The following is a 19,124-nucleotide window of genomic DNA, read 5'->3' as shown; positions in this document are numbered from 1 at the left end:
CGTGGCAACTCCGCACATCGTGATCCGCCCATACCCCCGTTATGTGGCGGATTCCAAAGACCCTTACCAGTTCCATTATCTCATCGAGATCGAGAACCTGGGGCCGGGCCCGGCGCAGCTGCTGCACCGGCGCTGGCTCATCACCGATGCCAATGGCAAGATGCTGGAAGTCGAAGGCCCCGGCGTGGTCGGCGAGCAGCCGGTGATCGCAGAGGGAGAGACCTTCCGCTATCAGAGCGGCGTGCCGCTGGCCACCCCGCTCGGGGTGATGGAAGGGAGTTATACCCTGCAAGACGAGTCGGGGCAGCAATTCGAGGCGCCCATCGCGCCCTTTACGCTGGCCGTCCCCCACATTATCAACTGAGGTTTCATGGCGAACTGTTTTGTTGGCGATATCCAGGGCTGTTACGACGATTTGCGCCGTCTGCTGGATCTGGCCGAGTTCGATCCCGCTAACGACGTGCTCTGGCTGTGCGGCGATCTGGTCGCCCGCGGCCCGGACTCTCTCAATACCCTGCGCTTCGTCAAGGGGCTGGGCAACCGGGCCGTCACCGTGCTCGGCAACCACGATCTGCACCTGCTGGCGGTCGCCGATGGCGTCGCCCCGCTCAAGAAGAAAGACAAGCTGCAGGAGCTGATGGAGGCACCGGATCGGGACGAGCTGCTGGAGTGGCTGCGCCACCGTCCGCTGCTGGCGGAGCACCCCGACCTGCCCATCATGATGGTACATGCCGGCATCTCCCCGGCGTGGGACGCCCGCACTGCCCGCAACTGCGCCCGCGAGGTGGAGAGCCTGCTGCGCGGCGATCAGTACCAGTGGCTGCTGCACAACATGTATGGCGATCAGCCGGATGGCTGGCAGGACGATCTGGTCGGGATCGAGCGCTACCGCTACATCATCAACACCTTCACCCGGATGCGCTTCTGCTATTTCGACGGCCGGCTCGACTTCAAATGCAAGAAGGGCCCCAAGGAGTCAACCCCGGGCCTGCGCCCCTGGTTCGAGCAGCGCGAGCACCATGTGGATGACCCCATCCTGGTGTTCGGCCACTGGGCGGCCCTGATGGGCAACACCGGCAAGCAGGACATCAAGGCGCTGGACACCGGCTGTGTCTGGGGCAACAGCCTCACCCTGTGGCGCTATGAAGATGACGCCCTGATCGCCACCCCCTGTCCCACTTACGCCAAGTGACGAGAGGAGTGCGTCTGAGCAATCAGGGCCTCACCCGGTGGCGCTATGAAGATGACGCCCTGATCGCTACTCCCTATCCCACTTACGCCAAGTGACGATAAGCGGCTGACTCTGAGCAACCCTGTGGCGCCATGAAGATGAGGCGCTGCTCGCCACTCACAGTCCCGCCTACGCCAGATAGGCTGCAAAACAAAACGGGCCCGGCATTGCCGGGCCCGTTTTTTATGGTGCACCACTCACCCTAGAGCTTGCGCCCCAGCCGTTTCTCGATCTGCTGCCGCTCCCATTCGGGCCCGAACAGCTTGAACGGCTGGAACAGGTTGATGGCATGGGAGATCAATCCCAGCCCCCAGCCCAGCGCTGGCCACCAGGCCCAGATATAGCCCGGGTTGCTCAGGTAGTTGATGACAAACAGCCCGCAAATCACCAGCAGGTAGCTGGCGATGTGGTAATAGAAGCCCTTGAGCCCCTCCACATAACGCATGGCGGCCCGCTCCTCTACCGATACCCGTATCTCATCCCGTTCCATCGTGTCACTCCCTCTCATCTCGTGCTCCTGTTGGCTTGTACCGTCAAGTTGCGCCACTTCGAGCTCAAAGACGGCGGCCAGGGCCTTGAGGGATTCCAGTCCGGGCTGCTGACCCTGCTCGATCCGCTGTATGGTGCGAACGCTCAGGCCGGTAAAGGCGGCCAACTGCTCCTGTGACCAGCCCCGCTGCAATCTCAACTTCCTGACGATCATCTCGAACTCCTTGTGGTTGATTGACGGGGCCAGCATAGGGGCCGGCGGGTGCCATGGGCCACGACAGCGCCCTGACACCAACCTGACTTTCCTTTGGATTCAGTACATTAGATAAAAGAGCGTGCTCAAAAACTCAGCTATTCCTCCCCACGACGCCCCCCTTTCGATCACCTGACAGCAGGGCGACAGAGGTGGCACTTTGTGCAAGATAGCGCCTTGGTATCGGGCAGGCGAGCTTATAGCGTCTGCATCAACTCGGCGGCAATCTCGAAAGAGCGCAGGCGAGCCTGATGATCGACGATGGGGCCGTTGAACATCAGCTCGTCGGCCCGGGTTTCCGCCAGCAGCGCCTTGAGGCCGTGACGTATCTGGTCCGGATTGCCCACCAGCGAACGGGCCAGGGTCTGCTCCATGGCCACCAGCTCGCGCTCTGACCACTCCTCTCCCAGTTCGATGACAGGGGCCGGCAGCTTGCCTGCGTTGCCGCGATGCAGGCGCAGGAACTGCTGCTGCAGGGTGGTGAACTGGAAGCGCGCCTCCCGCTCGCTGTCGGCGGCGATCATGTTGATGCAGACCACCGCATGGGGCTTGGGCCAGCGGGCGGAGGGGCGATACTGGGCGCGATAGATCTCCAGCGCCTGCAGCAGCATGGCGGGCGCGAAGTGGGAGGCAAAGCCGAACGGCAGCCCCATGGCGGCCGCCAGCTGGGCGCTGTAGAGGCTGGAGCCCAGCAGCCAGATGGGCAGATGCAGCCCCTGCCCCGGTACCGCCTGCACCGCCCCCACCTCGTCGCCAAAGTAATCCATCAACTCGCGCACATCGGCCGGGAAGTCATCCACCTCACCGCTGCGCTGGCGTCTGAGCGCCCGCATGGTGCGCTGATCGGTGCCCGGCGCACGGCCAAGCCCCAGATCGATGCGATCCGGATAGAGCGACGCCAGGGTGCCGAACTGCTCGGCGATGACCAGCGGCGAGTGGTTCGGCAGCATGATGCCGCCCGCCCCGATGCGCAGGGTATTGGTACCGCCGGCCAGATGACCGATCAGCACCGAAGTGGCGGCGCTGGCGATGCCCGGCATGTTGTGGTGCTCGGCCAGCCAGTAGCGGCAATAGCCCAGGCGTTCGGCATGACGGGCCAGGTCCAGCGAGCGGCGAAACGACTCGGCCGGCTGGGAGCCTTCGGCCACGGGCACCAGATCGAGTACGGAATAGGGGATGGCAGACATGGGTCACTCCATTGATTCACAGACCAGTAACAAGTGGGGCAATGTAGCACGGGATACCTGAATGAATCACCTGATCAGCCGGCAAAATTGGCCAGAGCGAGCGCCGAGAGCCCCGGCAGGCGCCGTTTCCGTCAGCCACATCCCGATATCCATGAATGGGTTATTGTGTTTTCTGTCATCCTGTTGGCACACTGCAAGCTGATCGTCTCTGCAATCGCCCGTGTGACAAGGATGTGTCCATGACAACTGCCAGGCCAGGTCGTAAACCCTTCTATGTGCATATCGCCACCCTCTTCATCCTGCTGTTCACCCTGCTCGGCAGCGCCCTCATCGCCTTGCAGTTCCAGCAAGGGGCACGCCAGGGACTGGAGCACGAGCGACAGAACTTCCTGCAGTATCGCCAGCAGCTGGCCCTCGCCCTGCAGCTGAACGAGCGACCGGCCCGCATGTGCTCAGCCTGTTGCGCAGCGGCCAGCTGGCCGCCATGACCACGTTGACCGAACGCCTGGCCTACCTGCCGCAACTGGCGGAGGTGCTGGCCAACAGCCCCAGCTATGGGGCCGTCTACGCCGGCTACGAGGATGGCGACTTCTTTCTGGTGCGCAAGCTGACCGAGCGGGCCCGAGCCCAGCTGGGGGGCGTACCGGCCGCCAGTACCCTGCTGGTGCAGAGCCTCAGCCAGGGCAAGGGAGAATTTCTCTATTTCGATCAACGGCTGACCCTGCTCGAGCGCCGCCCCATGCCGAACTACCGCTACGATCCCCGCAGCCGCGACTGGTACAAGCAGGCCCGCTGGCGCGCGGGGATCGCCACCACCAGCCCCTATCTGTTCTTCACCACCAAGGAGCCGGGCATGACGCTGGCGGTGGAGAGCGACGACCGGCGCGCCGTGATCGGGCTCGACACCAGCGTCGAGGGGCTGTCGGCCCTGATCGGCAAGCTGCAGCTGCCCGCCCAGAGCCAGGTGATCCTGTTCGATGAGTACGCCACCCTGCTGGCCGCCGACCCCAGACACCTGCCCAGCTTCGAGCAGCTGAGCCAGCTGCCCATGCTGGCGACCCTGCCCCACCCGGCCCTGCCGGATCTGCAGCAGCGGATCATCAGCCAGCCCACCCTGCTGAGCGAGCCGGCCGAGCTCAACCTGACCGCCACCGATGGCAGTGACTGGCTGGTCAACCTCGCTCCCCTCGGGACCGACTCCCCCTTCCACATCGCCCTGCTGGTCTCGGCCGACCAGCTCTATCAGCAGGCCCGGGACGAAGCCCTGGTCAACCTGGGCTGGGCACTGGCGGGCCTGCTGTTGCTGCTGCCGGTGATCTGGCTGGTCTCGCGGCGTACCGCCACCCCGCTGCTGGCGCTCACCAAGGAGGCGGAGCGGATCCAGCACTTCGATTTTGGCGAAAGCCGGGTCCCCGAGTCGGCCATCCGCGAGATCGATGATCTGGCCCGCACCATGTCCGGCATGCGGCTGACCCTCGGCAACTTCATGAACATGGGGCGGGCGCTGGCGGCCGAACACCGCTTCGACTCTCTGCTCAGCCGCATCCTGCACGAGACCATCGCCGCGGTGCAGGCCGAAGGGGGTTGTCTCTACCTGGCCCAGGAGCAGGGCATGGTGGCGGTACAGGCGCTGTGGCGCCAAGCGCCGCTGCCGGCCGGACAGGTCCGCTGGCAGCAGGCCCTGTTTGGCGAGCTGGCCCGGGGCGAGCGGCTCAGCCTCGCCATCGACCAGAGTGGTTGGCAGCAGTATCTGGCCGACTGGGGCCCCTTCCCCGGCCCCTGCCAGCTGGTGGCCGAGCCGCTGCGCAACCATCGCCAGGAGCTGAGCGGCTGCCTGCTGCTGATCCTGCCTGACTGCCCGGCCCGCGAGCTGGCCTCGCGCATCAGCCTGATCGAAGCGCTGGCGGGCACTTCGGCCTCCGCCATCGAGAACCAGCGCCTGCTGGAGGAGCAGAAACAGCTGCTGGAATCCTTCATCGAGCTGATGGCCGGCGCCATCGACGCCAAGAGCCCCTACACCGGCGGCCACTGCCAGCGGGTGCCGGAGCTGACCCGGATGCTGACCGAGGCCGCCTGCGCCCAGCAGCAGGGGCCGTTCGCCGAGTTTCGGCTCAACGAGGAGGAGTGGGAGGCCATCCATATCGCCAGCTGGCTGCACGACTGTGGCAAGGTGACCACCCCCGAGTTCGTGGTGGACAAGGCCACCAAGCTGGAGACCCTCTACGACCGGATCCACGAGATCCGCACCCGCTTCGAGGTGCTCAAGTGCGACGGCTACATCGAGGCGCTGGCGGCCCGCCTGCCGGCGTCCGAACGGGAAGCGGCCAGGAGCGAGGTGGCTCCGCTCTGGAGCACCCTGGATCAGGAGTTCGCCTTCGTCGCCGAGTGCAACCTGGGCGGTGAGTGGATGGCACCGGAGAAGCTGGCCAGGCTGGATGCCATCGCCAGCCGCACCTGGCTGCGCACCCTGGACGATCGACTCGGCATCAGCCGGGAGGAGCTCAAGCTGCGCCAGAACGAGCCGGCCGCACCACTGCCCTGCGTAGAACCCCTGCTGGCGGACAAGGCCGCCCACCTCATCCCCCGCCCCGTTCATGATCAGCTGGACGAGCGCAATCCCTGGGGCTTCAAGGTGCGAGTGCCCACTCACCTCTACAACCGCGGCGAGCGTTACAACCTCGCCATCGGTCGCGGCACCCTTACCGAGGAGGAGCGCTACAAGATCAACGAGCACATCATCCAGACCATCCGCATGCTCGAACGCCTCCCCTTCCCCCGCCATCTGCGCAGCGTGCCCGAGATTGCCGGCGGCCACCACGAGCGGATGGACGGCAAGGGCTATCCGCGCCAGCTGCTGGGCAGCCAGATGAGCATCCCCGCCCGCATCATGGCCATCGCCGACATCTTCGAGGCGCTGACCGCCAGCGATCGCCCCTACAAATCGGGCAAGACGGTCTCCCAGTCGCTGGCCATCATGCAGAGCATGGTGCGCGAGCAACACATCGATCCCGCCCTGTTTGCCCTGTTTGTCAGCAGCGGCATCTGGCGCGACTATGCCGAGCGCTTCCTCGCCCCCGAGCAGCTGGATCAGGTGGATGAAACCGCCCTGCTGGCCGCGTTGGCCTAGGCCGGGTCATATTTTCTTACATTTGTGGGCTGGCCTGAGCGCCCCCGGCTGGTTATAACGGTGCCCCTATAGCGAAGGGGGAGCAATAGACTCCCCCTCACTCTTTGTCACACCACACTGTTCAGGTTATCTATGTCAAAACATCTCATTGTGCTGGGCGCGCTGACGCTGTCCGGCTGCTCCCTGCTGTCTCCCCCCGCCCCCACCGTTACCCCGGTGCACCTGGCCGATGCCAGCCAGCGCGGCTTCTACATCGAGTGCAGCAGCATGACGGCCTGCTTCCAGCAGGCCAACCAGACCTGCCCGCAGGGCTACAAGGAGACCGATCGCCGCCAGCAGACGCTCTACAGCACCCAGTATCTGGGGGGCAGCTACGACGAAGACAAGAAGGTCTACAAGGCAGCCAAGCCCTATCGCGTCGCCAACACGGTCCACTCCCTGACCATCCAGTGTCCGGTCGACATGGGCATCACCCCGCGCTGATCCGCGCTTCGCGGCTGGCACGGGAAACCCGAATCCTGGCCGGCCCTTCTCTTGTCTCACCAAGGACGAGCCTCTTATGTCACCCAGAATATGTCTGCTGGGCAGCATCTTGCTGTCCGGCTGCGCCCTGCTGCCGGAGCCCGCCACCGTCAGCGAACTCCCCTCCGCCAATCCCGCTCAGCAACGCTTCCAGATCGAGTGCGGCGCGCCAGAGGAGTGCCAGCAACAGGCGCTCTTGAGCTGCCCCCACGGCTATCAGCAAGTCGATCGAAGCAAGCGCACCATCACCACTCACCAGATGAGCATGGGGGTCGCCGATCCGGTGACGGGATTTCGCCCAGGCTTCCCCCAGACCAGCACCTTCACCACCCACATGCTGCTGGTGCAGTGCCCCCGCACACCGGCACAGCCCCATCCGCTTGGACGCTGACGAAAAAGGGCCCGCAGGCCCTTTTTCCGTTGTCACCGCCACTCAGCCCGTCGCCTCGGCGTGCTGGCGGGCCAGCTCGTCACTCATCAGCTCCCGCATCCTGAATTTTTGCAGCTTGCCTGTCACCGTCATGGGGTACTCCTCCACGAACCGGATGTACCTGGGCACCTTGAAATAGGCGATGCGGGCCGCCAGGAACTGTTTCAGCTCCTCCTCGCTGGCCTCCTGGCGGGGTCTGAGCTTGACCCAGGCGCACACCTCTTCGCCATAGCGCTCGCTGTCGACCCCGAACACTGCCGCATCCTGCACCGCCGGATGATCGTACAGACGCTCTTCGATCTCGCGCGGATAGATGTTCTCGCCACCGCGGATGATCAGCTCCTTGCTGCGCCCGACGATCCGCACATAGCCCTCTTCATCCATGATGCCGATGTCCCCCGAGTGCAGCCACCCCTCCTGGTCGATGGTCTCCGCCGTCTTGACCGGATCCTGCCAGTAACCCTGCATCACTCCGTTGCTGCGACAGCAGATCTCGCCCCGCTCGCCGATGGCGACTATCTCTCCGCTCGGGTCGACCAGCTTGATCTCGGTGTGGCCGATGGCGCGGCCAACCGTGGTGACCCGCTTGTCCAGCGGCGCATCGATGGCGGTCATGTGATTGATGGGGCTGCACTCGGTCTGGCCGTAGGCGATGGTCACCTCGGTCATGTGCATCAGGGTCTGCACCTTGCGCATCAAGGGCTCGGGGCAGATGGCACCGGCCATGATGCCGGTGCGCAGGGAGGAGAGATCGAACTGGTCAAACTCCGCCAGCTCCAGCTCGGCGATGAACATGGTCGGCACCCCGTGCAGGGCGGTGCAGCGCTCCTCGCTCACCATCCGCAAGGTGGCCGCCGGATCGAAGGCTTCGGCCGGAAACAGGGCACAGGCCCCCACGCTGATGCTGGCCAGGTTGCCGAGCACCATGCCGAAACAGTGGTAGAGCGGCACCGGGATGCAGAGCCGGTCCTGCTCGCTGAACGCCATGCCTTGTGCCACCTGGCGGCCGTTGTTGAGGATGTTGCTGTGGCTGAGGGTGGCCCCCTTGGGGTTGCCCGTGGTACCCGAGGTGAACTGGATGTTGATGGCGTCATCGGGGTTGAGGGTGGCCGCCACCCGGGCCAGCCAGCCCGGGTCCTGCCGGTCGCCCAGTGCCAGCACCTCGGGAAAGTTGAGCATGCCGGCGCTTTGCTCCTCCCCGAGCCGGATCACCATCTCCAGGCTCGGCAGCCGGGATGATGCGAGGCGGCCGGGTGGGCAATGCTCTAGTTCTGGCGCCAACTCCCCCAGCATGGCGAGGTAGTCGCAGCCCTTGAATGCACTGGCACAGATGAGGGCCCGACAGCCCACGTTGTTGATGGCAAAGGCCAGCTCGTAGCTGCGGTAGGCGGGGTTGATGCAGACCATGATGGCCCCGATGCGGGCCGTGGCAAATTGTACCAGGCACCACTCGATGTTGTTCGGCGACCAGATGCCGACCCGATCCCCCGGCCGGATCCCGAGCGCCAGCAGGCCCAGCGCCAACCTGTCTATCTGGGTCAGGTATTCACGGTAGTTCCAGCGGATCTGCTGGTGGCGCACCACCACTGCTGGCCGGTCGGGGAAACGTTCCGCGATCTGTTGCAGGTAGGCGCCTATGGTCTGGTGAAGCAGCGGCTGATCGCAGGGACCGGCCCGGTAGCTGAGCAGTGAGGTCATGGGGTGACTCCTGGCCACATAGGTTGGACGTGCCTACTGCTCGGCTGGCGTGTTTTTGCAGCCTGTTACATTAATGTAAAAACAAGGCCAGTAAAAGACTCACTTTGGTCTAATGCCGGCCATAAAAAACGGCCAACCGAGGTTGACCGTGTGACAAGGCGCGAGCCGGATCAGAACAGCAGGTGCGCCACCCCGGCGATGACCGGCAGGGTGATCAGGGTACGCAGCAGGAAGATCACGAACAGCTCCCACAACTTGACCGGGATCTTGCTGCCCAGCAGCAGGGCGCCCACTTCCGACATGTAGATGAGCTGGGTCACCGACATGGCAGCGATCACGAAGCGGGTGATGTCGCTCTCGATGGTGGAAGCCAGCACCGCCGGGATGAACATGTCGGCAAAACCCACCATGATGGTCTTGGAGGCCGCTTCCGCCTCCGGCAGTTGCAGCAGCTCCAGCAAGGGTACGAAGGGGGCACCCAGCCAGTTGAAGATGGAGGTGTGCTCTGCCAGCATCAGGGCGCAGGTGCCGATGGCCATCACCACCGGCAGCACGCCGAAGATCATGTCCAGCGCATTCTTCACCCCTTCCCGTGCCACTGCCCCCATGTCGGTCATGCCCTCGGCCTTGGTCAGGGCCCGTTCATAGCCGTAGCTCAGCACGCTGTGCTGGTGCGGCACAGACTCCTGCTTGCGACACAGGGGAGTTCCGTCGCTGTAGACATCCTTCTTCCAGCAGAGCGGCGGCAAACGCGGTACCACGATGGCGGCTACCACCCCGGCCAGGCAGACGGTCAGGTAGAAGGGCACGAACATGTGCTCCAGCCGAACCTGGGAGATCACCACCAGGCAGAAGGTGATGGAGACGGCAGAGAAGGTGGTGCCGATGACGGCCGCTTCCCGCTGGGTGTAGAACTTGCCTTCGTACTGTTTGCTGGTCAGCAGGATGCCGACACTGCCATCCCCCAGCCAGGAGGCGAAACAGTCCACCGCGGAGCGACCGGGCAGACGGAACACCGGGCGCATGATGCGGGTCATCATGGTGCCGACAAACTCCAGCAGACCGAAATCGAGCAGCAAGGGCAGCAGCAGGCCGGCGAAGATGAAGACGGAGAACAGCACCGGCAGCAGATCATGCAGCACCAGGCCGCCGGTCGCATCGGAGCGCAGGGCCGCCGGGCCCGCCTCGAAGAAGGTCAGCAACACGAAGATGCCGCCCAGTACCCGAACGCAGGCCCAGAAGGGAGAGACGTTGAACAGGCTGTTGAGGAAGGGGCGCCTGACCAGGATCGCCGGCTTGAACAGCCAGGCTACCAGCGTCATCAGCATGGTGGTGGTGATGATGGCGCTGACCATGGCCACCAGATAATCGGCAAACACCGTTTGTACCAGCTTCGCCAGCACGGCCACGGGAATGGTGACGTTTCCGTCATAGATGACGGGGGTCATGAACAGCAGGATCCCGATGAGTGACGGGACCAGGAACATCAGCACGTTGCGGCGGGTATTGAGCGCAGGTGCTTGCAGAGTCTTTTCCAGCATGGTCTACAGCCTTAATGTTACTTTTCCTTAGCCAGGCAAGCCTGCATATCCATGCTCTCGCCCGGCAAAACGGGCGCAAGAATACCCCAATAAAATGCACAAACAAGCTTTTAATGGATCATTTCAAGCATAAATATTTATACAGGCAAACCTTCCATAAGAATGCACGCAAGCAGATACGCATATCAATTCATTACGATTGGTTAGCATATTGTTTCAGCAAGGTTACATTCAGGTGCGCAGTATAATCAGTTGCGGTTGGCAGGCAATAAGTGACATAAGAAATATATCTATATGGTGATCCGGTCGATCCCCATAAAAAAGGCTATGTCCCAATTACGTGTTGCATGGGGCGCCCCAGCGCCTCATGCAAGCAGCGTGAGATATTTACTCCCCGCCCATAGCGCTCCAACATCCTGCGCCAACCCAGATAATTCCTCAGATAGTGGGTCGCGACCCCATGGAACCGCTCCATCCACTCCTTCAATCGCCTGTGGTACCCGTTCACATGTTGGATGTGATACGCCCCCACCACTCGCTCTCCCGCACGATTGTGCACCACTTGGTGGGTCATGCCCTGCGACTTGCTGAAACTGGCATACACCCCAGCGCCATCGCTGCACAGGACGGCATCCGGGGCGATAAGCGGCTCAAGCACCGCCTTCACCGCCTTGGCATTCAACTGTTCCAACTGGAAGTCAGCCAGGTGGCCTGCTCTGTCTTGCACCACCATCACTGGGATGTAATCCGGCCCTGTGCCTCGGGTACGGCCTTTGCCGCCACGCTGGCGGGCCGGGCGGGGTAATCCGCGCTGGCCTTTGAAGGATTCCAGGAAGAAGGTCTCATCAACCTCGACGATACCCTCTTCCCGTACTGCCTGGTGGCTAGCCATGGCCTTCAGGAAGCGGTGACGCCACAAAAAGGCGGTGTTTTTACCGACCCCACAGCGGAGCGCCGCCTGCCGGACGGTCAGACCGTCGATGAGGGCCTGTGCATAGTCTTCCCAGCATTGTGGCTTGCGAAGTCGAGCGAGAGGCGTGTTGGTGAGAACGGAACTGGTGCGCAGACACTGCTTGCAGCGATAACGGCGCAGCCCTCGAGACCAGCCCCAGGGAGCTAGTTGTGTGGCCTCGGCCTGACAGTGAGGGCAGCATTGGCATGCGGGAAGTTGAGTGGCCAACGAGGTGATGGGGTGAGGGGTGGTGAGTTCCTGTTGCGCGAGACGACGCTGACGCAAAGTGAGCAATGGGAAGAGGGACAGTAGCTGTTGAAAGGCTTGGGTATCCATGATGGCGGCCCTCAAGGTGATGACCTACTTCAAGGTTAGCCTTTCAACACATAACTGGGACAAAGCCATAAAAAAGGGCCCCCGTACGGGAGCCCTTTCGCAAGCACTGGCTGGCGCTTATTCGGCGGCCATGCGCGCTTCGATATACGCCAAAGCTCGGTCGATGCGGGCAAGAACCCGCTCCTTGCCCACCAGCGCCATCACGGCGTCGATGCCAGGGGACTGACCGAGACCGGTGACCGCCACACGCAGCGGCATACCGACCTTGCCCATACCCTGACCCAGCTCGGCGGCAGTGGCTTCAATCAGCTCATGCAGCGCTTCGGTGGTCCAGCTATCCAGAGCAGCCAGCTTGGTCTTGGCCAGTGTCAGCGGCTCGGCAGCCACGCCACGCAGGTGCTTCTTGGCAGCCGCTTCGTCGATGGCCTCGTACTCTTCGAACAGGTAGCGGCTCTGGGCCGCCATCTCGACCAGGGTGTTGCAGCGCTCGGCCAGCAGGGTGACCACGTCGGCCAGCGCCGGGCCCTTGTTGGTGTTGATCTTCTGATCGGCCATGTGCCAGGCCAGATGCTTGGCCACATAGGCCGGATCCAGGCTGCGCATGTAGTGGTTGTTCAGCCACAGCAGCTTGTCGGTATTGAAGGCGGAGGCAGACTTGGAGATGGCATCCAGGCTGAACAGCTTGATCATCTCGTCCAGGCTGAAGATCTCCTGATCGCCGTGGGACCAGCCCAGACGCACCAGATAGTTCAGCAGCGCTTCCGGCAGGTAGCCGTCGTCGCGGTACTGCATCACGGAGACTGCACCGTGGCGCTTGGAGAGCTTGGCACCGTCGTCACCCAGGATCATGGAGACGTGGGCAAACTCCGGTACCGGCGCGTTCAGCGCCTTGTAGATGTTGATCTGGCGCGGGGTGTTGTTGATGTGGTCTTCGCCACGCACCACGTGGGTGATCTCCATGTCCCAGTCATCGACCACCACACAGAAGTTGTAGGTCGGCGCGCCGTCGGTACGGCGGATGATCAGATCGTCGAGCTCGGTGTTGGCGAACTCGATGCGGCCACGGACGTGGTCATCGAACACTACGGAGCCTTCGGTCGGGTTGCGGAAGCGAATGACGTGCGGCGCATCGGCCGGGTGATCGTGGGCGTGGTCGCGGCACTTGCCGTCATAACGGGGCTTCTCGCCGTTGGCCATCTGGCCTTCGCGCAGCGCTTCCAGCCGCTCCTTGGAGCAGTAGCACTTGTAGGCACGGCCGTCGGCCAGCATCTCGTCGATCAGCCCGTTGTAGCGATCGAAGCGCTTGGTCTGGTAGTAGGGGCCCTCATCCCAGTTCAGCTCCAGCCATTCCATGCCCTCAATGATGGCGTCGATCGCCTCCTGAGTGGAACGTTCCAGGTCGGTATCCTCGATACGCAGCACGAACTCACCGCCCTGGTTCTTTGCAAACAACCAGGAATAGAGTGCGGTACGGGCACCGCCGACATGCAAAAAGCCGGTCGGGCTGGGAGCAAAACGGGTTTTGACTTTCATCTTTAAGCCTTGTGTAGAGGGCCTTGGGCCAATTCGTTAAAAAAACCGTCGCATTTTAGCACCGACAATGACGGATGGGAAAACCATGCAGCCGCAGCGGGCAAAAGTAGGGGGTTGCACAGGCGTCCCAGCCGCTTGCCGCCTGATATTTGAAGGGGATCGCAAAACAAAATCCCGGTTTCCGTTTTGCTATGACAAGTGTTGGAGAGCTGCCTCCTCCGGCCGATATCCAAATAACGCTCACCAACAAGGAAGAGACGATGCAGTTCCGTTCTATCCAGAATCGCATTCTGGTGATGGCCGGGATCGCCATGACCGCCGCCCTGGTCATCCTGATCCTGCTCAACCAGTACTCGGGTCAACAGACCCAGAAGCTGACCATCAGCTCCAGCCGCGCCGCCCTGCAGCAGGAGGCATGGCAGAAGGTCAGCGCCAACGCCCGTGCCGAGGCCGCCACCATCACCCAGTTGCTGCAAAAGGGGCTCTCCTATACCCAGCAGATGGCCAGCGCCCTCGCCCTGCAGCAGGAGGGCAAGCTGCCGCTGGATCGCCAGCAGGCCACCGATCTGCTCAAGGCCCAGCTCGCCCTCGAACCCCAGCTCTACGGCGCCTTCGCCGGCTTCGAACCCAACGGCTTCGACGGCCAGGATGCCAGCTTCGCCGGCCAGACGGCGCTGGGCAGTGACAGCAAGGGGCGCTTCGTGCCCTATTTCTATCGCGACAAGGAGAGCATAGGCACCGACCTGCTGCTCTCTATCGAGAAGAGCGATCCGGATGAGTTCGGCAATCCGGCCAACGACTACTACGCCTGCCCGAAACGGGAGGGACGCTCCTGCCTCATCGACCCCTTCAAGGTGGACATCAACGGCCAGCAGGTGCTGGTGAGCACCATCACCACCCCCATCATGGTGGGTGGCCAGTTCAAGGGGATCGCCGCGCTCGATCTGGCAGTGGACTCCATCAGCCGTCAGGCCCAGTCCCTCAACAGCAACATCTATGACGGCAAGGGAGAGACCCTGATCGTCAGCGCCGCCGGCGTCATCACCGGCACCAGCGGTGATGACAGCCTGCTCGGCAGCCGCGCCGACAAGCTGCTCGGCAACGGCTGGCAGCAGTACCTCAAACCCGAGGTTCAGCGCCAGGAGCTCGACGATGCTTTTCGTATCTCGGTACCCATCGCGGTGCCGGGCATGAGCCGCAACTGGGCCATCATCGTCACCCTGCCCTACAAGGTGGTGCTGGCCGAGGCCGACCAGCTGGAAGCCCAGTTGAGCGACATGAACCGGGCCGCCATGACCCAGCAACTGGTGGGCGCCGTCGTCGTGCTGGTGCTGGCGCTGGCCACCATGCTGGTCATTGCCCGCAGCATCACCGGCCCCATCCGCCAGATGGTCAGCCTGGTGGATGACATCGCCGATGGCGAGGGAGATCTAACCAAGCGGCTCAATACCCAGTCCCGCGATGAATTGGGGGACTTGGCCAAGGGCATCAACCGCTTCATCGACAAGCTGCAGGTGCTGCTGGGGGATGTGCTCAAGACCGCCAGCGAGGTCAACCGTCACGCCGGCGACACCGATCGCATCGCCGGCCAGACCGATACCAACCTGCAGCACCACCAGGCGGAGATGGAGCAGATGCTGACCGCGGTGCAGGAGATGTCCTACGTCAGCCAGGAGGTGGCGACCCACGCCAACAACACCGCCGACTCGGCCAAGCAGGCCCAGGGGGCGGCGGATCAGGGCAAAGTGCGCTTCCAGCAGGTGATCCAGTCGATGCACAAGGTGGCCGCCGAGGCTGGCAAGGGGGCCGAGGTGGTCGAGGGGCTGGCCCACGACAGCGAGCAGATCACCAGCATCCTCACCGTCATTCAGGGGATCGCCGATCAGACCAACCTGCTGGCGCTCAACGCCGCCATCGAGGCGGCCCGGGCCGGCGAGCAGGGCCGCGGCTTTGCGGTGGTGGCCGACGAGGTACGTAAGCTGGCGGGCAACACCCAGCAGGCGGTGCAGAATACCCAGGAGCTGATCGAGAAGATCCGCCACAGCTCGGCCAACGCGGTCAACGCCATCAACCAGAGCCAGCAGCTGACCCATCAGGCGGTGGGCGAGGCGGATCTGGCAGAAGAGGCGCTCGGCAGCATCTATCAGGCCATCTCCACCATCAACGACATGACCTACCAGATCGCCTCCGCTGCCGAAGAGCAGAGCTCGGTTTCCGAGACCGTCTCCGGCAACCTGTCAAAAACCAACGCACTGGCCAACGACATCGCACTGGATGCGACCGAAACGGCCAAAGCCAGTCAGGCGTTGCGCCAGGCGGCCGAGCGTTTACAGCAATTACTGGGACAATTTCGTCTCAGCTGATAATTTTCCACCTCAGGACTCTCCCCCTCGGGGGCGAGTCCGTTTACCATAGGCACGAATTTGCCTGATGGCAGGCAATGTAGTGAGAGGTAAATGCCGTGCCCACCCCGGACCGTCGCCCCCGTGGCCACAACAGACGAGCCCAGCAGCGTCGCCAAGACGAATCACAAGGATCCCTGCTCCATCGTATCAATGCCGCCACCCTGCCCCTGCGTCAACGCATCGGCCAGGGCATGAGCGGACTTGGCCAACGCGGCCAGGAAGCCAAAACAGGCAAGTTCAAGCTGGCGAGCCCGCTGCCGCGCAAGCACACCATAGGGCTGCTGATCCTGATCCCGCTCTGGTTGCTGGTGCTGGCCTGGGAGCCGGCCGTCCCCGCGCCCAAAGCAGCGCCGTCCGGTTCGCTGGCGGTCCCCATCGCCGTACCGGCGCAGGCCCTCACCGTCGGCAACGGCACCACAGGCAGTGCACCGGCCGCAGCCAAACCGGTCGAAGAGAAGGTGGATGGCACCTGGCTGCAGCACGACGTGCAAGCCGGCGAGACCCTCTACTCCATCTTCCGCAAGTTCGAGCTGCCGGGCGCCGAGCTCAGCCGCCTGATCGCCATCGAAGGGCCTGATCGGCCGCTGACCCGCCTGCAATCGGGCCGGGCCGTGTTCATCCTGATCGATGATACCCGCCGCATCCAGCGGGTCGAGATCCGCTCCTACGGTCAGGCCATCTACCGCTACGACCGACAGGGCGAAGGATTCGCCCTCAAGGAATGAAACAACGGGAGGCCTGGTGCCTCCCGTTTTTTTGACCTGAATCCATGAAATAAGCCGCTGAGTTCACAATATTTTTAGCTTGCTCAAAAAATGAAAAGTGCCAAATTGACAAGGGATCGCGCTCACGTACAATCGTTTGTGCTTTAGACAGGGATTGTTCTACATGCTACTGGGACAAATTGACGTGGTCAGTCATGCTTCAACCCCTGATTTCTAGGCAAATGCTGCCCAACAAGGCTTAGTTTCATTTTGTTATAGATAGGACTTACCACATGTCTGACATTCGCACCGGCCAAGTAAAATGGTTCAATGAGACCAAGGGTTTTGGCTTCATCGAGCAATCCCAGGGACCGGACGTTTTCGTTCACTTCTCCTCCATCCAGAGCGCCGGTTTCAAGACCCTGGCTGAAGGTCAAAAAGTCCAGTTCACTGTGACCCAGGGCAAAAAAGGCCCTCAGGCTGAGAACGTTACCCTGCTCTAAGCCACGCCAGTGAGCCTGTAGGAGGAGCCATCGGCCCTCCTATTTTTTTGCCCACCGTTTCCCCTTCCCCGCCACGCTCACAAGCCTGCCCGCAGCAACAGCAACCCTCCCCACGACAATCATAAGCTTGCCTATAACCACAGCCCTCCCCAGCACCTGCGCACGAAGCGGCTACAGAAGACATGGGCCTGATCTGGCTGAACGCCGGACACGGCAAATCATCGCGGCGCGATATGATGGGCAATTCAAAGGGATGATGAGAACTTCGAAGAGAGATTGGAGCGGGAAACGAGACTCGAACTCGCGACCCCGACCTTGGCAAGGTCGTGCTCTACCAACTGAGCTATTCCCGCAACTACCTTAAAACGGCCGTACAGCATTTGGTTGCTTGCGCTACTGTACGGGAGCCGAATTATAAGAGCAGACATTCCAATTGCAAGGGCTTTTTTGTCTGGTTGCGCGCGTTCGCTCAAAAGCTGGTCGAACTGTCGATTTTAGCAACCGGGAGAGCACAAGCCCTTGCCGCAGACTCAGATCTTGAAGACGTGGCTGCGGTAAAACTGCAGTTCGGCAATGGATTCGCGGATGTCGTCCAGCGCCTGATGGGTACCGCTCTTCTTGAACTGGTCCAGCAGCGCCGGCTGCCAGCGGCGCACCAGCTCCTTGATGGTGCTGACGTCCACGTTGCGATAGTGGAAGAAGGCTTCCAGATCGCTCATGTGCTTGACCATGAAGCGACGATCCTGGCCAATGCTGTTGCCGCACAGCGGGCTGGTACGCTCGGGCACCCACTGGCGAATGAACTCGAGGGTCTCGGCGACGGCTTTCGCCTCATCGTGCTGGCTCGCCTTGACCCGGGCCACCAGACCACTGTTGGTGTGGGTGTTGACGTTCCAGTCGTCCATCTTGGCCAGCTCTTCGTCGCTCTGGTGAATGGCGATGACCGGCCCTTCGGCCAGCACGTTCAGGTCCTTGTCGGTGACGATGGTGGCGATCTCCAGTACCACATTTTGTTCGGGGTCCAGACCCGTCATCTCCATGTCGATCCATACCAGGTTCTGCGCGCTGACTGTCATGATTGCTCTCTCTATTGGGAGGAATGGCGGAATTTTGCCAATTTGCATGTATCATACTGGCTTTGGATCTGTTCATAAACTGGCGAATCGAGTGGCAAAGAAAGCAAAACTCAATCTGGGTCAACAAAGGCGCGTCCAGGCCAACCGCGAGCGGCGGCTGCAAAAAGAGCACACCACGGTCGTGGATGACACCCTGTTTGGCCCGGCCATCGAAGGGGTGGTGATCAGCCGTTTTGGTCAGCACGCAGACGTCGAGGCGAGCGATGGTGCCATCCACCGCAGCAACCTGCGGCGCAGCAGCATCAGCAGCCTGGTGTGCGGCGACAAGGTGGTGTGGCGTCCCGGCCTCAATGCCGCGACTGCCGGCGTCATCGAGGCGGTGCATCCGCGTCACTCGGTGCTGACCCGGCCTGACTTCTACGACGGGGTCAAACCCATCGCCGCCAACATCGACCAGATCATCATCGTCTCGGCGGTGATGCCCGAGTTCTCCACCAACATCGTCGACCGCTATCTGGTGGCCGCCGAGGATGTGGAGATCCGCCCCCTGATCGTGCTGAACAAGGTCGACATGCTCGATGACGCGGCCCGTGCCCGTATCGAGCGTCAGCTCGCCACCTACCGCAAGCTCGGTTACGAGGTATTGCTGGTAAGCTGCGAGAGCGGCGAAGGGCTCGATGAACTGAAAGCCGCCCTGACCGACAAGATCAGCATCTTCGTCGGCCAGTCCGGGGTCGGCAAGTCGTCGCTCACCAATGCCCTGATGCCGGGGCTGGATGTGCTCACCGGCGAGATCTCCGAGAACTCGGGGCTTGGCCAGCACACCACCACCACGGCGCGGCTCTATCACTTCCCGAGCGGCGGCGATCTCATCGACTCCCCCGGGATCCGCGAGTTCGCCCTCTGGCATCTGGAAGCCGACCGCATCACCTGGTGCTTCGTCGAGTTTCGCGACTACCTGGGTGGCTGCAAGTTCCGCGACTGCACCCACAAGGACGATCCCGGCTGCGCCCTGCGGGCCGCCGTCGACAGTGGCGCCATCAGCGCCGATCGCTTCCACAACTATCACCGCATCCTGGAAACCATGCAGGAAGCCCGTCACGGTCGCCAACAGGCGCGGCTGTGACCCTATTCAAC

15 protein-coding genes, 1 tRNA gene and 1 pseudogene are annotated in these 19,124 nt (G+C 62.4%); 9 read left to right on the top strand and 8 right to left on the bottom strand.

Translation table 11 applies throughout. The annotated features are described in order from the left end of the window. Position 1: 1 nt before the first annotated feature. Both apaG and PG899_RS03670 read left to right on the top strand, forming a co-directional pair. Entirely contained in the window at positions 2–364 is a 363-nt protein-coding gene (gene apaG / locus PG899_RS03675) for a Co2+/Mg2+ efflux protein ApaG (protein ID WP_016349618.1), read from the top strand. 6 nt (positions 365–370) lie between these two features. Beyond that, positions 371–1,192: a symmetrical bis(5'-nucleosyl)-tetraphosphatase gene (locus PG899_RS03670; RefSeq protein WP_011704877.1), complete on the top strand. Its 822-nt coding sequence runs from the start codon at positions 371–373 to the stop codon at positions 1,190–1,192. A 241-nt stretch (positions 1,193–1,433) separates the two neighbouring features. On the opposite strand, the gene PG899_RS03665 is transcribed toward PG899_RS03670, so the two are convergent. Both PG899_RS03665 and PG899_RS03660 read right to left on the bottom strand, forming a co-directional pair. Beyond that, positions 1,434–1,934, bottom strand: a complete 501-nt coding sequence (locus tag PG899_RS03665) for a 2TM domain-containing protein (protein ID WP_017410311.1) — start codon at positions 1,932–1,934, stop codon at positions 1,434–1,436. A 236-nt stretch (positions 1,935–2,170) separates the two neighbouring features. Next, entirely contained in the window at positions 2,171–3,160 is a 990-nt protein-coding gene (locus PG899_RS03660; protein WP_077095412.1) for a luciferase-like monooxygenase, read from the bottom strand. 155 nt (positions 3,161–3,315) lie between these two features. On the opposite strand from PG899_RS03660, the pseudogene PG899_RS03655 reads away from it, so the two are divergent. From PG899_RS03655 to PG899_RS03645, 3 genes and pseudogenes are all read left to right on the top strand, one after another. Further along, positions 3,316–6,287, top strand: a pseudogene (locus tag PG899_RS03655) (HD domain-containing phosphohydrolase). A 132-nt stretch (positions 6,288–6,419) separates the two neighbouring features. Continuing rightward, positions 6,420–6,770: a hypothetical protein gene (locus PG899_RS03650; RefSeq protein WP_024944334.1), complete on the top strand. Its 351-nt coding sequence runs from the start codon at positions 6,420–6,422 to the stop codon at positions 6,768–6,770. A gap of 76 nt (positions 6,771–6,846) precedes the next feature. Next, the gene (locus PG899_RS03645) at positions 6,847–7,200 is read left to right on the top strand and encodes a hypothetical protein (RefSeq protein WP_077095410.1); all 354 of its coding nucleotides are present in this window, start codon (positions 6,847–6,849) and stop codon (positions 7,198–7,200) included. A gap of 42 nt (positions 7,201–7,242) precedes the next feature. Here PG899_RS03645 and PG899_RS03640 read toward each other — a convergent pair whose 3' ends face one another. The 4 genes from PG899_RS03640 to gltX form a co-directional block, all read right to left on the bottom strand. Next, positions 7,243–8,937 (bottom strand): AMP-binding protein, encoded by a 1,695-nt coding sequence (locus tag PG899_RS03640; protein ID WP_077095409.1) that lies wholly within the window; start codon positions 8,935–8,937, stop codon positions 7,243–7,245. A gap of 170 nt (positions 8,938–9,107) precedes the next feature. Next, a complete protein-coding gene (locus tag PG899_RS03635) occupies positions 9,108–10,478 on the bottom strand; it encodes a YjiH family protein (protein ID WP_016349611.1) in 1,371 nt (456 codons plus the stop codon). 325 nt (positions 10,479–10,803) lie between these two features. Next, on the bottom strand, positions 10,804–11,766 hold the full coding sequence (locus PG899_RS03630; protein WP_190283743.1) for an IS1595 family transposase: 963 nt from the start codon (positions 11,764–11,766) through the stop codon (positions 10,804–10,806). 117 nt (positions 11,767–11,883) lie between these two features. Then, entirely contained in the window at positions 11,884–13,299 is a 1,416-nt protein-coding gene (gene gltX / locus PG899_RS03625; protein WP_077095407.1) for a glutamate--tRNA ligase, read from the bottom strand. A gap of 260 nt (positions 13,300–13,559) precedes the next feature. Here gltX and PG899_RS03620 point away from each other — a divergent pair, with 260 nt between their 5' ends. From PG899_RS03620 to PG899_RS03610, 3 genes are all read left to right on the top strand, one after another. Next, positions 13,560–15,662 (top strand): methyl-accepting chemotaxis protein, encoded by a 2,103-nt coding sequence (locus PG899_RS03620; RefSeq protein ID WP_179101316.1) that lies wholly within the window; start codon positions 13,560–13,562, stop codon positions 15,660–15,662. A 98-nt stretch (positions 15,663–15,760) separates the two neighbouring features. Then, positions 15,761–16,429, top strand: a complete 669-nt coding sequence (locus PG899_RS03615) for a LysM-like peptidoglycan-binding domain-containing protein (protein ID WP_077095405.1) — start codon at positions 15,761–15,763, stop codon at positions 16,427–16,429. A gap of 272 nt (positions 16,430–16,701) precedes the next feature. Further along, a complete protein-coding gene (locus PG899_RS03610; protein ID WP_011707209.1) occupies positions 16,702–16,911 on the top strand; it encodes a cold-shock protein in 210 nt (69 codons plus the stop codon). Between the two features lie 277 nt (positions 16,912–17,188). Here the strand turns inward: PG899_RS03610 and PG899_RS03605 are convergent. Beyond that, positions 17,189–17,264, bottom strand: a tRNA-Gly gene (locus PG899_RS03605). A 177-nt stretch (positions 17,265–17,441) separates the two neighbouring features. After that, positions 17,442–17,987 carry an oligoribonuclease gene (orn, locus tag PG899_RS03600; protein ID WP_045526077.1) on the bottom strand — a complete coding sequence of 182 codons (546 nt, stop codon included), beginning with the start codon at positions 17,985–17,987 and terminating at the stop codon, positions 17,442–17,444. Positions 17,988–18,078: 91 nt separating this feature from the next. Here orn and rsgA point away from each other — a divergent pair, with 91 nt between their 5' ends. Further along, positions 18,079–19,113 carry a small ribosomal subunit biogenesis GTPase RsgA gene (gene rsgA / locus PG899_RS03595; RefSeq protein ID WP_044800685.1) on the top strand — a complete coding sequence of 345 codons (1,035 nt, stop codon included), beginning with the start codon at positions 18,079–18,081 and terminating at the stop codon, positions 19,111–19,113. Positions 19,114–19,124: the final 11 nt, after the last annotated feature.

This window comes from Aeromonas sp. QDB39 (assembly GCF_027707585.1).
GTDB lineage: Bacteria > Pseudomonadota > Gammaproteobacteria > Enterobacterales > Aeromonadaceae > Aeromonas > Aeromonas hydrophila.
Note: the sequence above shows the minus strand (reverse complement) of the source record. Positions and strands in the feature narration are given on the sequence as shown.